Annotated in this window: 14 protein-coding genes and 3 pseudogenes; 11 read left to right on the top strand and 6 right to left on the bottom strand. The window is 68.4% G+C overall.

The window, feature by feature from the left end; all coding sequences use genetic code 11:
- Positions 1-143 precede the first annotated feature (143 nt).
- On the top strand, positions 144-884 hold the full coding sequence (locus ABZ234_RS22385; RefSeq protein WP_355013350.1) for a DUF2637 domain-containing protein: 741 nt from the start codon (positions 144-146) through the stop codon (positions 882-884).
- 125 nt (positions 885-1009) lie between these two features.
- On the opposite strand, the gene ABZ234_RS22390 is transcribed toward ABZ234_RS22385, so the two are convergent.
- From ABZ234_RS22390 to ABZ234_RS22410, 5 genes and pseudogenes are all read right to left on the bottom strand, one after another.
- Positions 1010-1579 carry a 4'-phosphopantetheinyl transferase superfamily protein gene (locus ABZ234_RS22390; RefSeq protein ID WP_355013322.1) on the bottom strand — a complete coding sequence of 190 codons (570 nt, stop codon included), beginning with the start codon at positions 1577-1579 and terminating at the stop codon, positions 1010-1012.
- Positions 1524-2897 carry a lysine 2,3-aminomutase gene (locus ABZ234_RS22395; RefSeq protein ID WP_355013323.1) on the bottom strand — a complete coding sequence of 458 codons (1374 nt, stop codon included), beginning with the start codon at positions 2895-2897 and terminating at the stop codon, positions 1524-1526. Before ABZ234_RS22395 ends, ABZ234_RS22390 begins: the two co-directional genes overlap by 56 nt.
- Positions 2894-3829, bottom strand: a complete 936-nt coding sequence (locus ABZ234_RS22400; protein WP_355013324.1) for a methyltransferase domain-containing protein — start codon at positions 3827-3829, stop codon at positions 2894-2896. Before ABZ234_RS22400 ends, ABZ234_RS22395 begins: the two co-directional genes overlap by 4 nt.
- 191 nt (positions 3830-4020) lie before the next feature.
- The gene (locus ABZ234_RS22405) at positions 4021-4164 is read right to left on the bottom strand and encodes a hypothetical protein (protein WP_355013351.1); all 144 of its coding nucleotides are present in this window, start codon (positions 4162-4164) and stop codon (positions 4021-4023) included.
- Positions 4165-4176: 12 nt separating this feature from the next.
- A pseudogene (locus ABZ234_RS22410) lies at positions 4177-4296 on the bottom strand (hypothetical protein); the annotation flags it as partial.
- Between the two features lie 282 nt (positions 4297-4578).
- Between ABZ234_RS22410 and ABZ234_RS22415 the strand changes: the two are divergent.
- The 4 genes from ABZ234_RS22415 to ABZ234_RS22430 are packed head-to-tail and all read left to right on the top strand — an operon-like array spanning position 4579 to position 13159.
- Positions 4579-6480 (top strand): carbamoyltransferase C-terminal domain-containing protein, encoded by a 1902-nt coding sequence (locus tag ABZ234_RS22415; protein WP_355013325.1) that lies wholly within the window; start codon positions 4579-4581, stop codon positions 6478-6480.
- Entirely contained in the window at positions 6477-8054 is a 1578-nt protein-coding gene (locus tag ABZ234_RS22420) for a condensation domain-containing protein (protein WP_355013352.1), read from the top strand. Before ABZ234_RS22415 ends, ABZ234_RS22420 begins: the two co-directional genes overlap by 4 nt.
- 3 nt (positions 8055-8057) lie before the next feature.
- Positions 8058-12071, top strand: coding sequence for an amino acid adenylation domain-containing protein (locus tag ABZ234_RS22425; RefSeq protein WP_355013326.1), 4014 nt, complete (start codon positions 8058-8060; stop codon positions 12069-12071).
- A gap of 41 nt (positions 12072-12112) precedes the next feature.
- A complete protein-coding gene (locus ABZ234_RS22430; protein WP_355013327.1) occupies positions 12113-13159 on the top strand; it encodes a hypothetical protein in 1047 nt (348 codons plus the stop codon).
- A gap of 13 nt (positions 13160-13172) precedes the next feature.
- On the opposite strand, the gene ABZ234_RS22435 is transcribed toward ABZ234_RS22430, so the two are convergent.
- Positions 13173-15407: a non-ribosomal peptide synthetase gene (locus tag ABZ234_RS22435; RefSeq protein WP_355013328.1), complete on the bottom strand. Its 2235-nt coding sequence runs from the start codon at positions 15405-15407 to the stop codon at positions 13173-13175.
- A 284-nt stretch (positions 15408-15691) separates the two neighbouring features.
- On the opposite strand from ABZ234_RS22435, the pseudogene ABZ234_RS22440 reads away from it, so the two are divergent.
- From ABZ234_RS22440 to ABZ234_RS22465, 6 genes and pseudogenes are all read left to right on the top strand, one after another.
- Positions 15692-15925, top strand: a pseudogene (locus ABZ234_RS22440) (thioesterase domain-containing protein); the annotation flags it as partial.
- Between the two features lie 544 nt (positions 15926-16469).
- Positions 16470-18080 (top strand): ABC transporter ATP-binding protein, encoded by a 1611-nt coding sequence (locus ABZ234_RS22445; RefSeq protein WP_355013329.1) that lies wholly within the window; start codon positions 16470-16472, stop codon positions 18078-18080.
- Complete coding sequence (locus ABZ234_RS22450) at positions 18077-19870, top strand: ABC transporter ATP-binding protein (RefSeq protein ID WP_355013330.1); 1794 nt, start codon at positions 18077-18079, stop codon at positions 19868-19870. Before ABZ234_RS22445 ends, ABZ234_RS22450 begins: the two co-directional genes overlap by 4 nt.
- Before the next feature lie 270 nt (positions 19871-20140).
- Positions 20141-20749: pseudogene (locus ABZ234_RS22455) on the top strand (transposase); the annotation flags it as partial.
- A gap of 299 nt (positions 20750-21048) precedes the next feature.
- Positions 21049-22131: an ornithine cyclodeaminase family protein gene (locus ABZ234_RS22460; RefSeq protein ID WP_355013331.1), complete on the top strand. Its 1083-nt coding sequence runs from the start codon at positions 21049-21051 to the stop codon at positions 22129-22131.
- Positions 22132-22136: 5 nt separating this feature from the next.
- Positions 22137-23705: an amino acid adenylation domain-containing protein gene (locus ABZ234_RS22465; RefSeq protein ID WP_355013332.1), complete on the top strand. Its 1569-nt coding sequence runs from the start codon at positions 22137-22139 to the stop codon at positions 23703-23705.
- Positions 23706-23762: the final 57 nt, after the last annotated feature.

Here is a 23762-nt window from a genome sequence, read left to right on the forward strand (position 1 = left end):
GGCGGCGGTGAGATCAGGGCCGAGATCGCCGCGATGACCCTCAAGGACAACGGCCTCGTCGCGGCGCTGGAAGCCGCCCTCGACCACCCCCGTTGCTTCTGCCGCTGCGAAGGTCTCTCGGTCACAGGAAAGAAGTGATCGTGATGGAGCCCTCCCGCTGGTCACGGGCAGTGACCATCGCTGCTGTGCTGATGCTCGCGGGCATCGCCGCGGTGGTGTCCTACTCCCACATGTACGAACTCGCTCTACGCCACGGCGAACCCCCGTGGAGAGCAGCCCTGTTCCCGCTCTCGGTGGACGGCATGATCGTCGGCGCCTCCATGACGCTGCTCAGCGACGCCCGCTACGGACGCAAGGGCGGTCTGCTGCCATGGGGTTTGTTGATCACCGGCTCGGCCGCCTCCTTGGCGGCGAACGTGGCGGTCGCCGACCCCACGATGTGGTCGCGGATCATCCATGCCTGGCCCTCGTTCGCACTGATCGGTGCGTACGAGTTGCTCATGAGGGAGTTCCGCACGGCCGCGCGCACCGTACGCAGTGTGTCCGCAGACGATGAGCAGGATTCGAGGGGGGAGTTGGACCCTTCTCAGGGAGCCGCTCTGCACCTTGTGGATGCGTCGGGGCACAAGAAGGTTCCTCAACCCCACTCACCGTTCCAGGCCCGAGCGTGGGCGTGGGCTGAAGAGTGGGAACAGGAGCACGGAGAGCTGCCCGACGGGAAGAAGATCGGTGAACGCTTCGGTCGAAAGGAACGCTGGGGTCGTCTGGTGAAGGAACGCGGTCTCTATGAGCGTGGGTCCTCTTCACGGAGGACCGTCAAGGAAGTCACGGAGACCGGCGGCCACGTGTGCAAGCGCCACACCGAAGTGGCCTTGTTGCAGTGAAAAGGGGCGGTAATCTCCGGCCTATCTCTGCTGCTGGCAAGGGCCGGTAGCTGTGAAGGCTTTTTCGGGTGTGAACTGACCGGGGTGGGACAGGGCGAGTTCGGCCTCCCACCGGCCCTCAGGGACTACCCCGCAGGCGCGGGGACGAGTTTACGTGGTGTACCTGCGTACGGGGGAGCCCGGGACGGGCCTTGACCCTGGATCTTGGACACACTCTCCTTGGCGCTAAACACCAGGCGGTCCCACGCCGTTCCGGCCGATCCGCGACCGAGGGAGCAGTGGTAATCGCGTTCCCACTGGTCGGTGATCAATTCCAACACCCCGTCCGGTAGGGCGTCATCGGGCTCGGCATCGATTCCGATAGATCGAGCCCGCTCGACGGAGGCCACGGCTGCCGCCGAGTAGCCGTCCGTGTGCGTCGTTGAGCCGACCACGGAATCCGGCCATGGCGGGGCGCCTCCGACGCCGGGGACCATAGGCGGCCGGTCCAGCCAGAAGGGCGCAAGGGCTCTGCGAACACACGCGCGCGCCGTGGTGAACTCCCTCCGGCGTACCGTGACCGCTCGGCTGAGGTAGGCGCGTTCTTCGTCGAACAGGGCTTCGTCCACGTGCACCGTGGTCTCCACCCATTGCACGAACTCAGGAATGATGCCGATGGCGATCGCCGCCGTGTGCGGATCCGGCGGCTGCCGCACGCCACCACGCCTGCCCGCTGGGCGGCAGCAGGTGGACCGGGTCGTAGTAGGGAAACGCCTCCGTTTCATCCTGATCACTGCCAGTCGGCCCGAAGGACGTTTTCCAGTAGGAAATCCCGCGTTCCTCGTCGTAAAGGCTCACCTGGTGCACCCACTTCTTTCCTGCGTACGGCACATCACAGATCAACCGAGGGGTGGCAAATCCGGGCAGGTGACCCATGATGGCCTCTTGGATCTCGATGGCCCTCGACAACGTGGTTCGCCAGTGCTCCGCGTTCGGGATCATGTCGCACAGGTAGAAGTAGTAGGGCATAACCTGCAGGTTGTCGAGCAGGCCGTAGCAGAGGTCCAGCACGTCTTCGGTGGTGTCATTCACCCCCGCCATCAGCACGCCTTGATTGCGCACATCGCGGACTCCCAGCGACAAGAGCTCGGCCACGGCTTCGGCAGCCAAGGGGCTCATGGCATTGCCATGGTTGACGTGGGTGTGGACCGCGAGCATCGTGTCACGCTCACGCGCGGCCTGAGCCAGGCGGGACATGGTCTGCCTGGCCTTGTCGGTGAGCCAGTGTTGGGGCATGTCGACAACCGCCTTGCTGGCCAGCCGGATGTCGCGCACGTGCGGGATCCTGACCAAGTCGGCGACGAACGACTCGAGCCGCGGCCACGGCACGTTGGCCACGTCACCGCCCGACACCACTACATCACGGACCTGAGGGTGCTCGGCGATGTGGGACAGCATCTCCTGCCATCGCTGACCGGGGCGGACGATCATCCGGCGCTTGTCGACCTGCGGGGTGGACTGACCCACGAGGTCCATCCGCGTGCAGTGCCCGCAGTACTGCGGGCAGGTGCTCGTCAGCTCCGCCAACACCTTGGTCGGGTACCGATGGGTGAGGCCCTCAACCACCCACATCTCTGCCTCGTGCAGGGAGTCTCGCTCCGCCATCGGGTGCGAGCGCCACGGCCCGGTGAGCCGATCGCTGGCAATCGGCAGCATGTAACGCCGTCGTGGATCCACCTGCCAGGCATCGGCGCCCGGCAGGTCGTCGGGAGCGAATGAGTTGATCACATGAGGCGGCAGCAGCAGCGACATCGTGGCGTGGTCGCGTTGGTCACGAACCAGGTCCTCCAGGAAAGTTTCGCCCAACCTGCCACCAGTCACCTCCTCCAGGTCCGCCGGACTCTTGACGCAGTTCCGACGCTGCCACTTCACATCGCGCCATTCCGCCTCGGTCACGTGTCGCCAAGCAGGGAAACGGCGCCAGTCTGGATCCACCACAGGTCGCTGCTGGTAGCGGTAGTCGGATGCACTCATTGAGCCCCCCAGGGCTCCGGCGCATTTCCCGCCACCCGAGGGTGCACCAACAGTCGCGGTTCTGACGTCGCCGGACCCATCTGCGGTACCGCGTTGTACCGTTGGCGAAGGAGTGGGTGTCGCGTGGTCTGCTCGTGAACGGCCACGCTCTGTACCTCGGGAATCAAGCTCCCCAAAGAACTCACGAGTGCGCGTGGCACACCGAGGAGTGACCCGCTGGCCATCTCGGGCGGAAACAGATCTGCCAGCACGATGTGGCGGGGGCCGTCACCGACCGTCATTCCTTTGGCCAGCCCCACCGTCTCGACGAAGGTCTCTAGGTCAGGAAGGAACTGTGCCACGCTGGCCAAGAGCGCCACCGTGCGATCCCTGAGCAGCTCTGGGACTATCTCGAGGATGCTCGTCACCTCACCGACAGCCGCAATTCCTTGGTCGGCAAAGTGGTCCCGGGTGCGGCGGACACACTCATATGAGGGATCGACGCAAACCACCGAGGAGGCCAGGTTGGCCACCCTCGCGGCGAGAGTCCCCGGTCCGCATCCCAAGTCGATCAGTCGGAGCTCGCGATCGTTTGTCAGCAGTTCCAGCAGACCCCAGACGGTCCGGTGGTAGTCGTCCATGTCCGTCATGCTGGAGTCCTCGCCGCCACGGACGACGAAGCTGTTGGCCACAAGCGGGTCCTCCTCCAGTGCCAATTGTTCGAAGAGGTCAATGACGTTGTCAGCTGACCCAACCATCGTCGCGCGCGGTTCGGCACACACCACCTCGATCGACCGCTCGCTGCGCAACTGCACCGCTTGAGCGACCTCGAGGGCACTTCCGTCGCAGCCGATGTGCCGGATGCGGAGCTGTTCGATCAGGGAGACGAGCCGGTCTAGCGGCCACCGTGGGTCCAGCGGAACGTACTGGGCACCGGCACGGAGGGTTGCCAACAGAGAGCGTAACTCACCACAGACCGATCGATGATCAGGGCCACCCGATCGCCTGTACGCACGCCAGCCGAACGCAGCAGGGCCGCAGTCTCGTCCGACCACCCGTCCAGGTCGGCGTAACTCCGCGTCTCGCCGTGCTGGTTCCGCAGGGCCACGGACGTCGGCCGAGTCCATTCCAGTGCGAACGCGTTCTACAACGCTGCCGAAAGCTGTGGCATCACCGCCCCCGGCCCCAGCACGGTGAACGGGCAGTCGATCGTCAGGCGTGTGGTGCCCTGGTGCGGTGAGGGCACTGCCTTGGGCTCGCCGGTGGTTCCGGAGGTGAAGAAGACCATCGCCGGATCCAGGACCGAGTAGGCGGCGCCCAGCTTCAGCAGTGCGAGCAAAACGCCGATCAGCGTCGGCGAACGTGCGATGACGACCGGGACCACCTGGCCGGGCTGAACACCCTGTTCCGCCAGCGCGTCGGCTAAGGAATCCGACTACCTGTCGAGGTCGGCATAAGTCAGGGTCGCATCACCGGTGACGACGGCCGGTGCGTCCGGCCGCAGCCCGGTCCAATATCGGAAACGTCCGTGTTATCAGGCCTGATTCGTCAGGAGGTGCGTCGATGATTTCCTCGCCATCATGGCACTGAGCCAGGAAAACTGGATTATTTAGCACGCGGTCACCGGTTGATTATATGTTAGTGTGTGGCACGTCGGCGGTTCGATCTCAATCACAGACTCAGACGATGGCCGAGAGACTGGATGAGCTTGTTAATATGCGGAGTCAAGGCGTCCCACGACGGCGGCGTTGCTGTGATCGAAGATGGCCGACTGACGTTCAGCGTCGAAATGGAGAAGCTGGCGAACGGTCGCCGGTACAGCCCCCTCGGCGATTTGCGGCAGGTGGAACGAATCCTTTTCGGCCGAGGGCATCGCGCTCGCCGACGTCGACCGTTTCGAGGTCAACGGCTGATGGACACCTGGGGCGGCAGGCAGCACCGCGATCGACGACCAGCCGGTGGACACCGCGGTCGCGCCGAGACCGGTCCGCGTGCGCTCGGGAACCGCAGCATCCTGGCCCCGGCGACGAGCGCGAGCATGAAGGACCGACTCCACGAGATCAAGGATCGCGCGCCCTACCGGCCGGTGGCTCCACTGAGCCTGTCCAGTCGCGCCGCCGAGGTCGTCACCCCGGGATGTGATGATCGCTACATGCTGTTCGAGCACCGGGTTCGGCCCGAGTGGCGGGACCGCGTGCCCGCCGTGGTCCACCTCGACGGCACCGCCCGGCTGCAGACCATCGACGAACGCAGCGGTTCGGCCTCGGCGCGGCGCATCCTCGCCGTCTACGAGCACTTCGGCGGCATTCCGATCTTGCGCAACACCAGCGCGAATCTGAACGACCGGGGTTTCTTCCCGGACGTCGCTTCGGCCGCCGAGTGGGGACGCACCCGGTACATCTGGTCCGACGGCCTGTGCTCACGAACTCCGCACCGGCGGGCAGCGGCCGATGAACCGTCACCGGCAGGAAGGAACATGTATGGAGTCCTTGGAAGCGGAAGCCGCCTAGGCGGGCTCGGTCGAGTTGGCGCGCAGCCGGCTGATCACACTGTTTACCGAGGAGCTCCGGCTGCCGGAGGCGGACGTCGACCCGGCGGCCGAATCTGGCACAACCGTGCGTACTCGATCGGGCCGGACGATCGAACGTTGCACACGGCGAGTCTGGACTTCGACGCCGCGGTGTGGGAGATCTGGCCGTACCTGGCGGCCGCGGCCACCGTCGTCGCGTGCCCCGACGAGGACCGCGTGGTCGCGGACTTCGCTGCCGAGCAACTCGCCGACCAGCGCTGCACCATCGCCTTCCTGGCCACGCCGCTGGCGGAGGAGGTGATCCGGCTGGCCCCCGGTCTGCCCGAGTTGCGATTCCTGCTCACCGGCGGTGACACGTTGCGGCTGCCCGCGCCAGTCACCGGTCCGTGGCGTCTGGTGAATCACTACGGTCCAACCGTGACCACGGTCGTGACCACGGCGCACACCGTCGTCGACGTCACGGCTGGCGCGATTCCGCCGATCGGGCGAGCGATCCACGGGGTGCGCATCGTGCTGCTGGGCGCCGACCTGCGGCCGGTGCGGGCGGGCACGGAGGGCGAGATTTTCGTCGGGGGGCGCGGGCTGGCGCTGGGCTACCTAGGTGATCCGGAACTGACCGCCGCGCGATTCGTCGCGGTGCCCGGCCGGTCCGGGCGCTGGTACCGGACCGGCGATCTGGCGGTGAGCGAATCCGGCGTCCTGACCTTCCGCGGACGCGTGGACCTGGAGCAACTGAAGGTTCGCGGGGTCCGGATCGAGGCCGCCGAGATCGAGGCCGCGCTCATGGCCTGCCCCGGGGTCGACGTCGCGGCCGTCACCATGCTCGGCACAGGCGCGGACGGCCTTCTGGTGGCGGCGGTGGCGACGGCCCGGCCGCCCGTTTTGGCCCAGCTGCGCGCGTTTCTCGCCGCCCGACTGCCGACCGCCGCGATCCCCAACTGCTTCGTCTTCGTCGACCGGTTACCGCTCACCGGCAACGGCAACGGCAAGATCGACCGTCGGCTGGTCATGCAGCTCGCGTCGGCGTCAAACCCCGACGAGATCGAATCGGAGAGAGTGTGGTGCGCGAGATGAACGCCGAGCCCGTTACCACGGCGGCCCTGTGCCGGCTGTTCGCAAAGGTCCTCAACCTCGACTCCATTCGACCGGACACGGATTTCTACATGGCCGGCGGGCACAGCCTCGCCGCGTTGGAACTGGCGGTGGCCATCGAGGCGGAGTCCGGGCTGCGGGTCGGGGTGGTGGACATCCTGGATTGTCCGACGCCGCAAGCGCTGGCGGCACGGCTGGGCCTGCCCGGCCGCGGCACGGCGGCAGCTGCCCCACCCGCGTCGGCGGGCGCGGTCGTGGGCGGGCTTGGCCACGAAGGGCGCTGGTTGTGGCTGGAGCGGCAACGCACCGGGCTGCTCTCGGACGCCTACAGCGTGTCCTGCCTCCTCGACGGGCACGGAGACGTGGATCCTGACGGCTTCGCACGCGCGGTGGCGGTGGCGGTACGGCAGCACCCGGCGCTGTGCTGCGTGATCCGCGAGGTTGACGGCGAGCCCCGGGTGGACATGGTCGAACCGCGCGGCTTCTTCGACGTGCTCCGCTCGCCGGAACACGACATCGAGCGACTGGCCGCCGTGGCGTTCGACCCCGCCGTCGGGCCGCTGCTGCGGATTCGGCTGCTGCTCGGGTCCGGGCCGAGCTGGCAGGTGCTGATCGTCGCGGACCACCTCGTGTGCGACGGGCGGAGCCTGGAGATCCTGGCGCGCGACATCGTCGATGCTTACGGCGCCACGGCGCGCGATTACCCCGACGCCCCGATCCCCGACGCGGTCGCGGCGCCGGCAGCGCCCGCGCGCGTCACCGAATCCGCGCGGAAAGCCGCTCTAGACTACTGGCTGGACCGCCTCACGCCCCCGCCCCCGACCCTTCCCCTGCCGGTCGCGGCCCCGCGCGAGGGACCGGTCGGTTCCGCCTCCGCGCTGGTCACGCGGGACGTGCCCGCCGCGGCCGTGCTGGCGCTGGCCAAGGCCGGGCACCCATCGTTGTTCGTGCCCGCCGCCGCCGCCGTGGTGCGGACCCTCACGAACCTGGCTGGGCTGCGCGATGTCTGCGTCGGAACGGCCGTCGACCGGCGCGCGCGCACCGGCACCGAGGGCGTGGTCGGATGCCTGGTCACGACGGTCCCGGTCCGGGTGCGGGTCCCGGTGGCGAACCACCCGGACGCGCTCATGGCGGCCGTGTCGGCTGCGGCCGCCGAGGCGGTCGACCACTGCGATGTGTCGTTCGACGAAATCGTGGCGGCTGTGAACCCGCCGCGCCCACCCGGCCGCACGCCACTGTTCGACGTCTGGGTCGCCGTGTTCCCGCCTGTGGACGCCCCGTCGGCCGGTCCGGGCGGCATCGCGTTGCACGGGAGTTCGCTTCCGGTGCGCAGCGCCGTCTTCGAGTTGTCCTTCCAGTTCGTGCGGCACGCCGCGGGCATGCGGCTCGCCCTGCTCTACGACGCCACGCGCTATGACCAGGACACCGTCGATCGGATCGCGGACCGCACCGTGGCGGCGATGGTCGCGATCACCGACGGCGTCGAGGCCGACGGTGACGGTGCGGCGCTGGAACCCGCGCCAACGCTGTTCTCCGGATTCAGGCTGGAGGCGTAGCCGATGGCCAGGGCCATCTTCGAACGAGTCGCCGCACTGCCCGCACCGGAACGGGACCGATTCCTACGACGCGCGCTGAGAGATCCGGCGACCCGGCGACAGCTGGCGCTGTCCCCGGCGCAGCGGCGGCTCTGGCTTCTGCACCGCTTCGCCCCACACAGCGCGGTCTACAACGTGCCTGCCGTCTTCCGCTTCCGCGCCGCGATCGACAGCGAGGCGCTGCGGCGCGCGCTCACCGATGTCTGCCAACGCCACGAGGTGCTGCGCTCGCGCTTCCTGGAGATCGACGGGGAGCCGGTCGCGCTACTTGCGGAGGCAGGGCCCGACTTCAGGGCGGTGGCCCGGCCGTCGGCCGACGCGGCCCATGACGGGACCTACAACCGGCTCGTCGCGGAGGAGGTCCGACGACCGTTCGAGCTGGCGACGGAGCCACCGGTTCGCGGGCTCGTGATCACCGCGGCCGCGGACGATCACCTGGTCGTCGTCACCATGCAGCACATCGTGACCGACGCCCGGTCGCTGGCGATCGTACTGGCCGAGCTGTCCTCCTGTTATGACGCCCAGCTCGCCGGGCGGCCGACGGCACTGCCGCAACCCCAGCTTCAGTACGCCGACCACACCGCATGGCTCGCGGACCCGGCGCGACGAGGCCGGCTGGACGCCGACCTCGAGCACTGGCTGGCCGCCCTGTCTGGCGCACCGGCCGAGCTCGACATACCCCTGGACTTTGAGCGCCCGGCCACGCAGACGCTGCGTGGCGGCACGGTCTCGGCAACGATCCCGGCCGGCTCCGTCCGACGCCTGCTGGAGATTGCTAGGCAGCACGGCGCGAGCCCGTTCATGGCCTTCGCGGCGGTCTACGCAGTGCTGCTGGGGCAGTACAGCGGGCAGGACGACATCCTGATCGGCTTTCCCGAGGCCGGCCGGAGTGGATCGGCGTCGGAGTTGGTCGGGATGTTCGTGAACACGGTCGTCCTGCGGTCGGATCTGGCCGGCGACCCCTCGTTCGACAGCGTGCTGGAGCAGACCCGCGGCGCGGTGCTTGCGGCGCGTGAGCACGCGTCGGTCCCCCTGGAGACCGTGGTGCGAGCCTTCGGCGCCGCCGGGGTTCGGGATCGCAACCCCCTGTTCCAGGCGTTCTTCGCCTACCACCCCGACGACCAGAGCACGTTCGAGCTCGGCGGGGCCACGGGGGTGCCGTGGCCCACCGAGGTGGCCACCGCGGCCTTCGACCTCGACCTCGCGGTCGAGGCCATGCCGAACGGTTCGGCGCGGGTCACGCTCACCTACGCCACCGACCTGTTCGCCCGGGTCACCGGCGAACGCATGCTTGGCCACCTCGGGCGAATCATCGAGGCGGTGACGAGGGACGCGACGGCCCCCGTCAGCGCGGTCCTCGTTCCGGACGCGGCCGAGCGCGCCGCGCTCGCCACACCGGCCCGACCGCCGCTGCCGCCGACAGCCGACTGCCTGCACGACTTCGCCGATCGCGGTATCCGCGAACACCCCGACGCCGTCGCGGTGACCCATGCAGGCCACCGGGTCACCTATCGGGAACTGGACGAGCGGGCGAACCGGCTGGCCTGGCGGCTGCGCGCGCTCGGCGTGCGGCCGGACACCCGGGTGGCGCTGTGCCTGCCGCGCGATCACCGGGTGCTGTGGGTGATGCTGGGCATCCTGCGTTCCGGCGGAGCCTACGTGCCGCTGGATCCGACACTGCCTGCCGAACGGCTGCGATTTCAGGCGACGGACTCCGGCGCCCGGATCGTTGTCACCGACCAGGTCGGGTTGGCGCTGCTCGGCAGCTTGCCCGGGTCCGCAGTCTGCCTGGACGAACCTGCGGAAGCGCTCGCGCTGGCCGGGTGCCCTGCCACGGCGCTCCCACCGGCCGCTGGCCCCGGGAACCTGGCCTACGTGCTCTACACGTCCGGATCGACCGGACAGCCCAAGGCCGTCGCCGTCGAGCACGGGAGCGTCGTCGGCCTGATGGAGTTCTACCGCACGGTGTTGCGGCCCGGTGACCTGGCCGCGGTGTTGGGCTGCACGCCGATCGGGTTCGACGCGACGATCCTGGAGTACTTCGCGACCATGTTCTTCGGCGGCACCGTCCACATGGTCGAATCCGTGTTCGACCGCGCCTCGTTGCCCGATCCCGAGGCCATCACCCTGATCCAGATCGCACCGAGCCTGCTCGCCCGGCTGCTCGACCACGGCCCGTTGCCCGCCAAGCTGGCTCTGGTGCTCATCGGCGGCGAGCCGTTGTCTGCCGCGCTGCCGGAACGCATCCACGCCGCCCGGCCGACCGCGCGCGTGTTCAACATCTACGGCGTCACCGAATGCACCGTCGACGCCACGTGGGCGCTGATCTCGCCTGGCGAGCATCGGCGCGGTCTCGGTGACCCGTTGCCGGGCATGCGTTGCCACATCCTGGACCGTCGGGGCAACCCGGTCCCGGCGGGCGCCCGGGGAGAGCTGTTCCTCGCCGGTCCGGCCGTCGCCCGCGGCTATGTGAACCGCGACGACCTGACCCGGGAGCGGTTCGTGCCGGACCCGTTCCACCCCGGCGGGCGGATGTACCGCACCGGCGACCTGGCCCGGTTCCGAGACGATGGCCAGTTCGAGTATCTAGGTCGCGTCGACCGCCAAGTGAAGATCCACGGCTCGCGGGTCGAGCCCGCCGAAATTGAGGCTGCACTGACCGCGCACCAGGCGGTCGCCGCGGCGGCCGTCGTCGCGCGGCCGACCGGCGACGGGGACAGGCAGCTGGTGGCCTACATCGCGGTGGGCGACGGGGGGTCGGTGCCCTCGGACCTGAGAACTCGCCTTGCCGCACGGCTTCCGCGCCACATGGTGCCCTCGGCCATGGTTGCGTTGGCCGCGCTTCCGTTGAACCCGAACGGAAAACTCGACATCTCGGCCTTGCCCCCGGCTCAGGCGGCGGCCCCGCCCCCGGCCGACCGGCCGGCGCAGCCGCGCGACGACGTCGAGCACATGATCGCCCGCATCTGGACCGACGTCCTCGGGCGGACGGTGGGCGTGCACGACGACTTCTTTGCCGTCGGCGGAGAGTCCATGGCGGCGATGCGGGTCATAGCGCGCATCCGCGAGGCTTTCGGGGCGGACATGCCCGCCGACACGCTGTTCCAGTTCCCGACCGTCGCCGAACTCGCCGATGCCGTCGTGACCGGGAATAGCAGCCCCACGGGCGTGCGCGTGCTGCGCCGACACGGCACCCGTCCGCCGCTGATCCTGGTCCACTCGGCCGACGCCGGGGTCATGCCGTTGGTCGACCTGGTCCGGGGGCTCGGTGACGATCGGCCGGTCTACGGGCTCGAACCGGTCGGGCTGTACGACGACGACGCGCCGCTTCGTTCGGTCCACGACATGGCCGACCTGTACTGGAAACGGCTCACCGACAGCGGCGTCGTGGGCCCGGTCGTGCTGGTGGGGTGGTCCATGGGCGGCGCGATCGCCTACGAGATGGGGCGCCGAGCTCCTGCGGCGGATGGGCACCGGATCATCGTAATCGACACCCTGTTCGGCGACGAGGGACACCCCGAGTGCGCGGCCGACCAGGCCGTCGTCAAGAGCCGCTACATGCTGCTCGCGGCGTGGTCGGCCGCGCGGCACGACGAGGCGCACGACGAGCAGCGACTGGCGGCCGAGGGCCTGGACCCGAAGGAACTAGCCGACGGCCGCGCCCCCGCGGAGCACCTGCTGGAGTGGGCCCGCCGCAACGGCCTGGCCGACGCCGCGAGCACCGCGGCCGGCCTCGACCGCGGCGCCCGCGTGCTGGCCGCCAACCTGCATGCCCTCGACAACTACGTGCCCGAATCGGCCGGCGTGCCGACCCTGTTCCTGGCGTCGGAGTCGGACGGGCACGGCCGGGCCGACCCGCTCGTGCCGCTCCTGGGCGATCTGCTGACGGTCCGGATCGTGCCCGGCGACCACCGCACAATGCTCAAACCGCCCCGTGTGGCGGCCGCCGTGGCAGCCGCCACCGAGTGGTTGAGCTAGGACCGGCCCGATCGCCACTACCCCGAAGGGAAAAGTCTGTCGTGTCGATGGTTTCTCTGCACAACGAGTGGGACCCGCTGGAGGAGATGATTGTCGGCATCGCCGACAACGCCAGAATCCCGGGGGCCGACCCCGGCCTGTTCGCCGTCGATTACGCCGACATATACGACAGCCCGGACGAGGTGCCCAGCGGCCCCTACGACGCCCGAGTCATCGAGGAGACCGCGGAGGATCTCCAGATCTTCGCCGACTTCCTGACCGCCAACGGCGTCATGGTCCGCCGACCGTCTCCCACCGACCACGCGGCCCGATTCGGCACCCCCGACTGGACGGCCGACGGCGAGTCCAACCTGTGCCCACGCGACGTACTCCTGACGGTCGGCGACACGATCATCGAAGTCCCCATGGTACTGCGAACGCGCTACTTAGAGCCGTTCGCCTACAAAGAACTGCTGCTCGAGTACTTCACGTCCGGAGCCAACTGGATCTCAGCCCCCAAGCCTCGGCTGGCCGACGGGACGTACCGGCTGCGTCCCCCGGACGGGCGGATCCTAGGCGAATTGGAGCCGCTGTTCGATGCGGCCAATGTGCTGCGCGCCGGCCGCGACCTGCTGTACCTGGTGTCGTCCAGCGGCAACCGGCTCGGGGCCGAATGGCTACAGCGCGTGCTCGGCGACGAGTACACCGTGCACCCACTCGAGGGCGTGTACGGCGGCACCCACATCGACACGACCGTCGCCCTGATCGGCCCCGGCCGCATGGTGCTCAACTCCGCGCGGGTACGGCCCGATCAGCTGCCGCAGCCCTTCAAGAAGTGGAACATCATTTGGTGCCCGCCTCTGCCGGACAACGATCCGGATGCGCCTTGGCTGCGGGCGTCGACCGCGATCGGCATGAACCTCGTCATGGTCAACCCCGGCCTCGCGATCGTCGACGCAAACCACCGACCGTTGATCGCCGAACTTGAACGGAACGGCATTGACGTCGCCCCGTTGCGGTTGCGCCACTCGCGCCGTCTCAGCGGCGGATTCCACTGCGTCTCACTGGATGTGCGACGCAGGGGCGTACTGGAGGACTACGGGGCATGACGTCCGTGAGTGGCTACGACACTTCGTCGGAGTCCCCGGCGCTCTGGAACTCGTCGAGCATCCGCGCCAGCGCGTCGGGGTCTTGGGCCGCCGCGACCGGCGGGGCGTCGCGCGTCGACGCCACTGACTTCCCTCGCGCCGCGAGCACCTGTTCGGCGACGGCACGGACCGTAGCGGTGGCGAAGAAGTCGTCCACGCCGATCACTGCACCTAGCCGGTCCTCGATCTCCTCAAGCACCGACAGGGCGAGCAGGCTGTGCCCGCCAAGAAGGAAGAAGTCGTCGTCCACCGCCACCGGGCGGCCGCCAAGGGCTTCGCGGAACACCTCGGTGACGGCCACCTCGACCGGATCGCCGCCGTCGTGGTCGGCGGAAGCCAGCGCTCGCCGGTCAACTGTCCCGCTCGGCAACGCCCCATGAACGTCGGCCGCCACCCGGCCTGCGAACTCCAGCACCCCGTCCGGTCGCCACCACCCCAGGTCGCCGGTGTCGTACTCACGGTCGAACGGCACCGACGGTTCGGCCGCGAACGTTGCGGCGGTAAGGTCGGGCCTGCCGAGATACCCGTCGGCAAGGCCGTGCCCGGACAGTCGGATCGCGCCGACGAAGCCGGGCGGCAGCTCCTGCCCGGTCGCGGTGACCACGCGCACGACGGTGTTGGGCAGCGGCGAGCCGATCGGGAACCCGGGGCTGCGATCGGCGTCGTGATGGTCGAACACGGTCGCGCCCACGGAGTTCTCCGCGGGGCCGTACTCGTTGACCAGGCGCACGCCGGGCAGCACCGCCCGGTGCCGCGCGACCAGACCGGCCGACATCGGCTCACCGGCCACGGTGACCAGCCGCAGCAAGTTCGCGACCGGCCCCATATCGTCCAGCAGCGATCGATACACGCTGGGCAGGACGGTGAACTGGCTGACGCGATGGCTGGCCACCAGGTCGGCGAGCTCGGCAGGCGTGGTCCCGGCCAGGTCGGCAAGGACCAGTCGGCCGCCGACCGAGAGGACAGGGAACAGGTCGGATATCGAGCTATTGGAGGCATGTGACGGGATCTGCAGCAGCGTGACCTCGCCGTCCAACCCGTTGTGCGCGATCTTCCATCGCACATAGCCAGCAACGGCGCGGTGCCGTACCACGACGCCCTTGGCCGTGTCGGTGGATCCAGAGGTGTACAGGACGTAGGCGATGTCGTCGGCCTTGGGCCCTGACGGCGGGACCGCTGCCCGCGGAGCCGAGCTGTCGTCCGCCGGGTCGATGACGACCAACCCGGGCCGCGCGGCGGCCATGCCTGCGCCGAGATCCCGGTCGGACAGCACGACGTCGACACCCGCGTCCGCCAGGATGGCGGCGGTCCGTGCGACCGGGGCGTGTGGGTCCAGCGGCACGTACGCGGCGCGCGCCCGCAGGACGCCGAGGATCGCCGGGAGCGCGTGGATGCTCTTGCCGGTGTGGACGCCGACCAGCCCGCCCGGCTCCACGCCGAGCGCCACCAACCGCGCCGCGATGCCCCCCGCAGCCTCCCACAGCCTGCCGTAGGTCAGAGACCGGTGGCCTGCCACGACGGCTTGGCGGTCGGGATCGGCCGCCGCGACCGCCGCGATGGGCGCGGTCAGCGTGGTGTCGCACGCCTGCGACGTGTAGCGGCCGTGACCGTGCCCACGCGCGGCCGCCAGGTCCTCCGGCGTGCCTGGGGCCGCCTCCGCAAGCGGCCGCCGGGGTTGTTCGAACGTTGTGAGAACGGCGGTCACCGAGTGGAGCAGGACGTGGAGGAACCACGGTTCGGCCAGGTTGGCGGGGGCGTCGGCCACGAGCTCCCGCCGTTCGTTGTCCGGCGCGCCCAGCGTCACCCGCAGCGCCGCGACGGCGCCCGCGCCCTCGCCGACCCGCCGGGAACCGACCAGCAACGCACCGGCGAGGTCGGTGCGGACCCTACCGCCACCGCCGGCGGCGGCGCGCAGCGCGCCGTCCAGCCGGACGACCAACTGCGCCGGTGTCGTCGCGTCGTCGAGTTCCACTGCCACGGCCACCGGTCCGGTCGGACCAACGACGGCCAGGCTGACCTCGTCCGTGTACTCCGCCAAGCCCACGGTCCAGGCGACGGCCGCGGCCAGGACAACGAGCTCCTCCAGTGGTCGGTCGCCGGAGATAGCGGCGAGCGCGCGCCGCGCCCGTTGCGTCAGCGGCACCGTGGCCCGTGCGGGGACATCGGCGACCGAGGTCGTGAGCCGGGGCCGCAGCGCGGTCGGGGTCATTGGCTGATTTCCGTATTCACCTGGAGTTCGACTCCCCTCTGCTTTTTACGCACGGCCCGAGCCTATCCGTGACACCTTGCGTTGTCCATGGCCTGATCGCGGCCCGCATAATACAGGTATGCCCGCGCCCGAGACGCTGCCGTTCCCGCACGCCGACAGCATTTGCCCGGTCGAGGTGCCGGGGTCGTTCACAAATCATGATGGCGCCGCCGATAAGTCCGGCGGTTCGGGTCGGTACCGTGCCGAGCGACCGCCGACCCGCGGTTTGCGGGTGAGCTGGGCACATGGTCCCACCGACTTCCGCCGAGTCGTCAGACCCCGGCTCCTCGAAATGGATTCTTCGGTCGGCGCCGAGGGCCGCCGGGGCTCTTACAGTGTACTTTCTACCCCATGCGGGTGGCGCCGCCTCGGCATTTCGCAGTTGGCGAGCCGACCTTCCGGACTGGATCGACGTCGCGGCCGTCCGCCTGCCCAGCCACGAGAATCGCGTGGGAGAACCGCCGGAGTTCACCGTCGAGGACGTCACGGACGCAACTCCCCGACGAGGCGCTCGCGACGTGGTTGACAACGCTGGGCGGCGTACCGGACGGGGTGCTGGCCGACGAGCAGTTCCGGTTGGTGCTCCTGCGCACCTTGCGGTCGGACTGCGCGTGGCTGGAGCGGTGGGTCCACCGGGCCGTTCCGAGCGCGCCGCTATCCCGGCGGGCACTTCTACCTGGAGTCCCAGCGCATCGCCGTGGCCGTCTTCCCGTGCGCTGGAACGCGGGACTGCCGCTGTGTTACGTTGTCTCGCGGAAAGTAAAAGCCATCCTGGCTCTGCGGTCATGGGGCCCGGTATTAGCGTTGGTGGCAAAAGTCGAGCCGTGGGTGCAGACCATACTGTCCGTCAAGCCAGGGCATGCCGAAGAACTAGTTTTTATACGACGAGTATTTCCGGTAATCTGACACAAGGATGCATCGATGGATTCAGGTGGCCTAGCGTCGGTGTCAAGCCGCCCGTTGCCCGCTGTCGGAGATGTAAATGTCCGATCGTCTTCGGGTTTTCTGTTGTGGTTGATGCGCATGCAGACGAAGCTCGTCGGGCTCGGTATCTTCTGGGGATGCGTGTGGATGGCCAGTCTTGGCCTTACCCCGTTGGCCCTTGGTTACGGTATCGATGCGATATCCAGCCTGAACACCCAGGGTGTGCTGGGGTGGGCAGGCGTCATTGTCGGTTTGGGTCTGCTCGCCACCTTGGGCAGTCTGCTGCGGCACCGGTGCGAGACCATCGGCAAGCTCGAAGCCAATTACCTGGTGGTCCGGCTCGTGGCCAGGCAGGCGACGCGGCTGGGTGCGCGACTGTCCGACCGGGTGGCGGTCGGCGAGGTGGCGGCGGTTGGCACGGCTGACGTCTCCCGGATCGGCGCGTTGCCCCGTGCCATGGCGGGGGGTATAGGCAGCGCGGTGACGATCCTCATGGTGGCGGTGGTGCTGCTGTCCACTTCGGTTCCGCTGGGACTGGTGGTACTGATCGGCGCACCGGCGCTGTTGATCTTCACCGGCCCGCTGTTGAGCCCGCTGCACCGGCGGGTGGGGCACTACCGGGATCTGCAGGGGACACTCACCGTGCGGGCCAATGACATCGTCGCGGGTCTGCGTGTGCTGCGCGGGATCGGCGGTGAGGAGATGTTCAGCCAGCGGTACCGGTTCGATTCCCAGCGTGTCCGCCGTGCGGGCGTGCGGGTCGCCAGATTGGAATCGCTGCTGCCCGCCGCGCAGGTGGTCCTGCCGGGCATTCTGGTCGTTGCGGTGGTCTGGATCGGCGGGCGACTGGCCGTCGACGGTGCGATCACCGGTGGTGATCTGGTGGCGGCCTACGGGTACGCGGCCTTCCTGCAGATCCCGATGCGGATCGTCACCGCGGACCTGCAGGTGTTGGTCGGCGCCAACGTCGCGGCGCGGCACGTGGTGCAGCTGCTGGCGCTCGAACCGGACCCCACCGCGGGCACCGAACGGGTCCCGCTTTCCGAGGACCTGACCCTGCACGACCGGATGTCCGGACTGACGGTCCACCACGGCAGGCTGACCGCCGTCGTCTCGCGTTCGCCGGAGGAGGCTGCCGAACTGGCCGCCCGCCTCGGCCGGTACACCGGCGAGGCGGTGACGCTGGGCGAGACACCCCTGGAGGTGCTGCCCGTCGAGCAGGTACGGCAGCTGATCCTGGTCGTGGACGACAGCCAGACTCTGTTCACCGGCATGCTGCGCGATGAGTTCGATGGCCTGCCGGACCATGAGCTGACCGAGGTGTTGCGCGCCGCTCACGCCCAGGACATCCTGAGCGCGCTTCCGGACGGTCTGCGCACCATGGTCACCGAGCGAGGTACGGCATTCTCCGGCGGCGAGCAGCAGCGGCTGCGCCTGGCCAGGGCACTCGCCGCCGAGCCGGAGATTCTCGTCCTGGTCGAACCGACCAGCGCCGTGGACGCCAACACCGAGGCGGTCATCGCCGAGGGCATTCGCCGGATACGTGCGGGGCGGACCACCGTGGTCATGAGCACCAGCCCGCTGGTGCTCGACCGTGCCGATGACGTCGCCTACGTCGACAACGGCAGGGTGGTCGCCACCGGGACACACTCGCAGTTGTTGGCCGGCACTCCGGGATACGCCGAGACCGTGACGAGGGACGTGACATGAGCCTGCCCGTGGCCGACGCCGTGACGGTCCGCCGTTACGTCCGAGGGCTGATCCGCAGCGAGAAAGCCCTGGTGGCCCGCATCACCTTCTGGTTCGTCCTGGCCACCGCCTGCGGCCTGGCGGTGCCCGCCCTGGTGGGAAGCGTGGTGGACGCGGTCAGCCGGGCTTCCGCGACGACCACCCGCCTGGATCTCACCGTGGTGGTGATCATCTGCTTGCTCCTGCTGCAGGGCTTGCTGATCCGACACGCCCGCTTCCTTGGCGCGCAACTGGGCGAGAAGGTGCTCGCACGCATCAGGGAGGAGTTCATCACCAAGGTGCTGTCCCTTCCGCTGTCCGCCACCGAGAAGGCCGGTACCGGAGACCTGCTCAGCCGCAGCACCAACGACGTCCAGTTACTGTCCCACGCTGTGCGGATTGCGGCCCCCACGATCCTCGTAGCGAGCCTGTCGGTGGTACTCACCCTGGGTGCGATCCTGATCACGAGCCCGCTCATGATCCTGCCTTGCCTGATCGCCGCGCCGGTGGTCGTGTGCGCGACCCGCTGGTATCTGCGCCGGTCTCGGCCCGCCTATCTGTCCGTGGCGGCCAGCAATTCAGCACTGACCCAGGGCCTGATCGAAACCGTGACCTCCGTCCGGACCGTGGAGGCGCTGGGCCTCGCCGACCGCCGGATCCGCCGTACCGACACCGACGTGACCCGGTCGAACGCCGCTGAGCGCAGCACGCTGTTCCTACGCAGTGTGTGGTACTCGCTGATGGACTTCGGCTACATCCTGCCGGTCGCCCTGAGCGTCCTGTTCGGCGGACTGTGCTACCTCAACGGCTGGTTGTCGCTTGGCCAAGTCGTCACGGCCGTCCTATACAGCAGGGCCATCATCGATCCGCTCGACGAACTGGTGACCTGGCTCGACGAACTACAGGTCGGGGACGCCTCGCTGGCACGGCTGATCGGCGTGCACGACGCTGTCACCCCGTCCGGGCTCACCGACGGACCCCGCACGGACGACAACACCATCGTCGCGACCGACGTCAGCTTCGCCTACCGGCAGGGTCACGACGTCCTCCAGAACGTCAGTCTGCGCGTCAGGCCGGGTGAACGGGTCGCGATCGTCGGCCCGTCGGGTGCGGGCAAGTCGACGTTCGGCAAGATCCTCGCCGGGATCCACGTACCCCGAAGCGGCTCGGTCGACGTGGGCGGGACCGCACTGCACGACCTGCCACTTGACCAACTTCGACGCCACGTCGCCCTGGTGACCCAGGAACACTACGTGTTCACCGGAACCATCCTCGACAACGTCACACTGGCCAAGGACGACATCACCACCGAAGCCGCGACCACCGCCCTGGACGCCGTGAACGCCATGACCTGGGTCCGCGACCTCCCCGACGGCCTCGTCACCGTGGTGGGCTCGGGTGGTGTTCCGATCTCCCCCGGCCGTGCGCAGCAACTCGCGCTCGCCCGACTGGTCCTCGCAAACCCGCACACCCTGGTACTCGACGAGGCCACCTCACTCATGGACCCCGGCGCCGCCCGGCAACTGGAACGTTCACTCGCTGCCGTACTCAAGGGCCGCACCGTCATCGCCATCGCCCACCGGCTCCACACGGCGCACGACGCGGACACCGTGGTCGTCATGGACGACGGGCGGATCACCGAACAAGGCAGCCACGACGAACTCGTCGCCGCGGGAGGCGCCTACGCGCGCCTCTGGGACTCCTGGCACAGCCACGCCGCCGACGCGGCACTGGTCCAAGATCGTGTCTCCGGCCACGACACGCCTGGCTGAGCTGACCCGGCGGCGACTCACCTGAACCAACGCCGGAAACGTCCGATTTAGCGACGTCCGGCAGAGTGGTGCACGGATCTCGGTGAGCGTGTCGCTGCTGAAGTGGGTGACGGCCATCGGGTGATCCTTCGAGTGATCTCTCACAACCGACTCGAAGAAGGACATCAACGATGACCGTCAGGTCTTCGTCAACACGCTGTTATCGGCCGAGCCGACGCGGTCTGCGGTGCCGAGTACGGTGTCGCCTCGCCCGAGTGGGTCAACCGGCGCAACGGTTGCCGGCACCGCAAGATCCTCGGCATCCACGTCACCACCAGCGAGGACAGCGCCGGTTGGCTTGCGTTCTTCCGCGACTTCACCGCTCGCGGCCTGTCCGGGGTCAAACTGGTCAACTCTGACTCCCACCGCGGCCTCACCGCCGCGATCGAGGCGCCCCTGCCCGGCGCGGCCTGGCAACGCTGCCGCACGCACTACGCCGCCAACCTCATGTCGGCGACACCGAAGAACTTGTGGGGATGGGCCAAAGCGCTGCTGCACTTGATCTACGACCAGCCCGACACCGAGTCAGTGCACGCCCAGTTCGACCGCGTAGTCGACACGCTGACCGAGAAGCTCCCCACGGTCGCCGACCACCTCGAACAAGCTCGCGCCGACATCCTCGCCTTCACCGCGTTCCCCAAGGAGATCTGGCGCCAGATCTGGTCGAACAACCCCAACGAGCGCCTCAACCGCGAGATCCGCCGCCGCACCGACGTCGTCGGGATCTTCTCCGACCGGCCCTCGATCATCCGCCTCGTTGGCGCTGTCCTGGCCGAACAACCCGCCGAATGGGCCGAAGGGCGCCGCTACCGCGGACTCGACGTCCTGGCCCAATCCCAGACCGTCGCCGCAGCCGAGCAGGAGGTGACCGACGAGCTCACCCTGCAGGCGATAACGGCCTTAACTGGGACAACGAGGGATCAGACCCCCATACGCCATCTCACTGGACTTAACCGTCGATTTTTCTTGGTGAAAACAGGACCATTATGAGACAATGATTTTGCAATGAAGTGTTGCCAGGGGGACGGGAGCAGTGTCCGTGACGTCGCCCGGGTAGGCAGTTCAGGATCCGGAGTGAACCCGGGACATGCGCCTGATTTCGCTGATCCTATTACCCATCCAGGAAGGGAGAAGGGCTGGTGAAGTCAGTGCCCACCCGAGTGCTCGATGTCGACGCGGTCGCGGCCATCGTCGCGGATGTCGGCCTGGAAACGCTCTATGACCTGGCCATCGAGCGGCTCACCACAGTGCTCGCCACCGAGACGCCCTCGCACGTCGAGATGAAGGAACGGGACGGTTTCACCCTGACCTGGCCCCAGCTCGGGCTCCTGGAATGGATGCCGGCCGTGCGGCACGGGACGACGGTGTCAGTCAAGCTGGTCGGTTACAACCCGCACAACCCGACAAAGTTCCAGCTACCGACAATTATGTCCACATTATACGCATTTGATTACGAATCGGGTCATCTCCGGACGATCATGGATGGCACGTTCGCCACCGCGGTCAGAACGGGCGCCGCTTCGGTGGTGGCCAGCCGGATTCTGGCCCACTCGGACAGCAGCGTTCTCGGGCTTGTCGGCTGCGGGGTCCAGGCCGTGACCCAGTTGCACGCGTTGGCACGGGCCTTCCCCCTCGCCGAGGTCCTGGTCCACGACCCGCTCCCGCACGCCGAGGCCAGTTTCGCCGCAAGGGCCAGGTTCCCGAGCGGTGTGATCCGGGCGGCTCCGCTCGCGGAGGTGGAGCGGCAGGCCGACATCCTGTGCACGATGACGTCGGTCATGCCGGGGCAAGGCCCCGTCATCGACGGAACCGCAATGAAGCCGTTCGCTCACATCAACGCCGTGGGCTCGGACATGCCGGGCAAGACTGAGCTTCCCCAATCGCTGCTGCGCGACTCGGTCGTCTGCCCGGACAAGACCGAACAGGCGCTGGCCGAGGGCGAATGCCAGCAGCTCGACCTGGCCGAGATAGGACCGCCCCTGCCGAACCTGCTGCAGGACCCGGGGAGGTACGCCAGCCTCAAGAAGGTTCGGACCGTCTACGACTCGACCGGCCTCGCGCTGCAGGACCTGGCCATGGTCGAACTGTTCGAGGAACTCGCCGGGCAAGCACGGGCAGGTCACGACATCAACCTCGAGGCGAGCGCGGGCGACCCCTACGATCCGTACTCCTTCCTGCCCTCTGATGCCGTGCGGTTCATTCCGGCACTGCGTCAGGTGTGATGCACATGGAGCATCGCCATGGGCCAGTGGTGGACATCGGGGCGACCACCGTTCTGGAGTTCATCGATCGTGAACGCGCCGCGCACCCGCACGCGCCCGCGGTCCATGAACAGGGCCGGGTGGTCAGCTACGCGGAACTGGACCAGCTCGCCGACACCGTCATGGGCCGCCTGATCGGCAAGCACGGGATCGGGCCCTCGGACACGGTGGCGATCGCCGGGCGGGCCGGCATCGAGTTCACCGCGGCGGTCTTGGGCACGCTCCGCGCGGGCGCCGCGTACCTGCCGATAGACATCACCTATCCCCGGCAACGCATCGAGCAGATCGTTCGCGCAGGCGACGCCGGGCTGATCGCGTTCACCCAGGGCGTGGATCTCCTCCTGGAACGCGACGCGCCCCGGTCCGGGAGCACCACGCTGGAAAGCCTGCTGGCGGCGCCGGACGAGGTCGAGTCGGCTCCTGTCCGGCCAGCCATGGGTCCTGCTGATCCCGCGTACGTCATCTTCACGTCGGGGTCGACCGGTGAGCCCAAGGGAATCGTGCAGACGCACCGCTGCCTGGCCAACTTCGTCGCCTGGCAGGTCGCGGAATCCGGATTGGGCAGGGGCCGGCGGGTACTGCAGTCGGCTCCGCTCAGTTTCGACGTCTCGGTGCAGGAAATGTTCTACACGCTCGCTTCCGGCGGCTGCCTGTACGTACCCGACAAAGATGTGAAAAGCGACGTGCGTGCACTGGTCGACTTCATCATCGAGGCGCGAATCGAAGTAGTGGACTTCCCCCAGTCACTGATCGAAACGATAATGTTGCTACCCACGAACTTCCGGCACGCTCCCGCGCTGCGTCACATCGTGAGCGCGGGCGAGGTCGTACGCATCACGCCCGCGCTGGAGGAGCTGCTCGAGCAGCGGCCCGAACTCACCATCCACAATCATTACGGACCGGCCGAGAACCACATGGTGGCGAGCCATTCGATCAGTAGCCCCAGGGGGAACATCGAGTCGCTGCCGCCAGTCGGGTCGCTGATCTGGAACACGTACGTTCACATTCTCGACGAGAGCGGACGCCCGGTCGCCGACGGTGAGATCGGGGAGGTCTACATCGGTGGTGACGGCGTGGCCAGGGGCTACACCGATCCGGTTCTGACCCGTTCCGCCTTCGTCCCGGACCCGTTCCGTCCTGGCTCCCGGCTGTACCGGACCAAAGACCGTGGCAGCTGGCGGCCCGACGGCATCGTGGAACTGCACGGTCGGATGGACGACCTCATCAAGATCCGCGGCTACTCGGTGGAACCACGGGAGGTAGAAGCACACGTCACCCGGCTGCCCGGGGTCCGGTCCGGCGCGGTGTTCGGCGTGCGTCGTCCCGGCGGCGCCATGGAACTACAGGCCGCGGTGGTCGGCGAACCGCGGTCCACGGTGGAGCTGCGCCGCTCGCTGCTGGCGGTCCTACCGGACTACATGGTGCCGGTCCGATGGTGGTTGGTTGAGGACTTCCCGTTCTCTCCCAACGGAAAGCTCAACCGTGGGGCGCTGCCGGGCCCGGCCGCCCGGCCACTGCCGGCAGTGCGGTGCTAGGCCATCGCGGTGCTCGGCTGTGGAGCGAACGCGGCTCATCACGCACGTTGTCATGAA

The sequence above is a fragment of the Nocardiopsis sp. NPDC006198 genome, assembly GCF_040613895.1.
In the GTDB taxonomy this organism is placed as follows: Bacteria; Actinomycetota; Actinomycetes; order Streptosporangiales; family Streptosporangiaceae; genus Nocardiopsis; species Nocardiopsis tropica.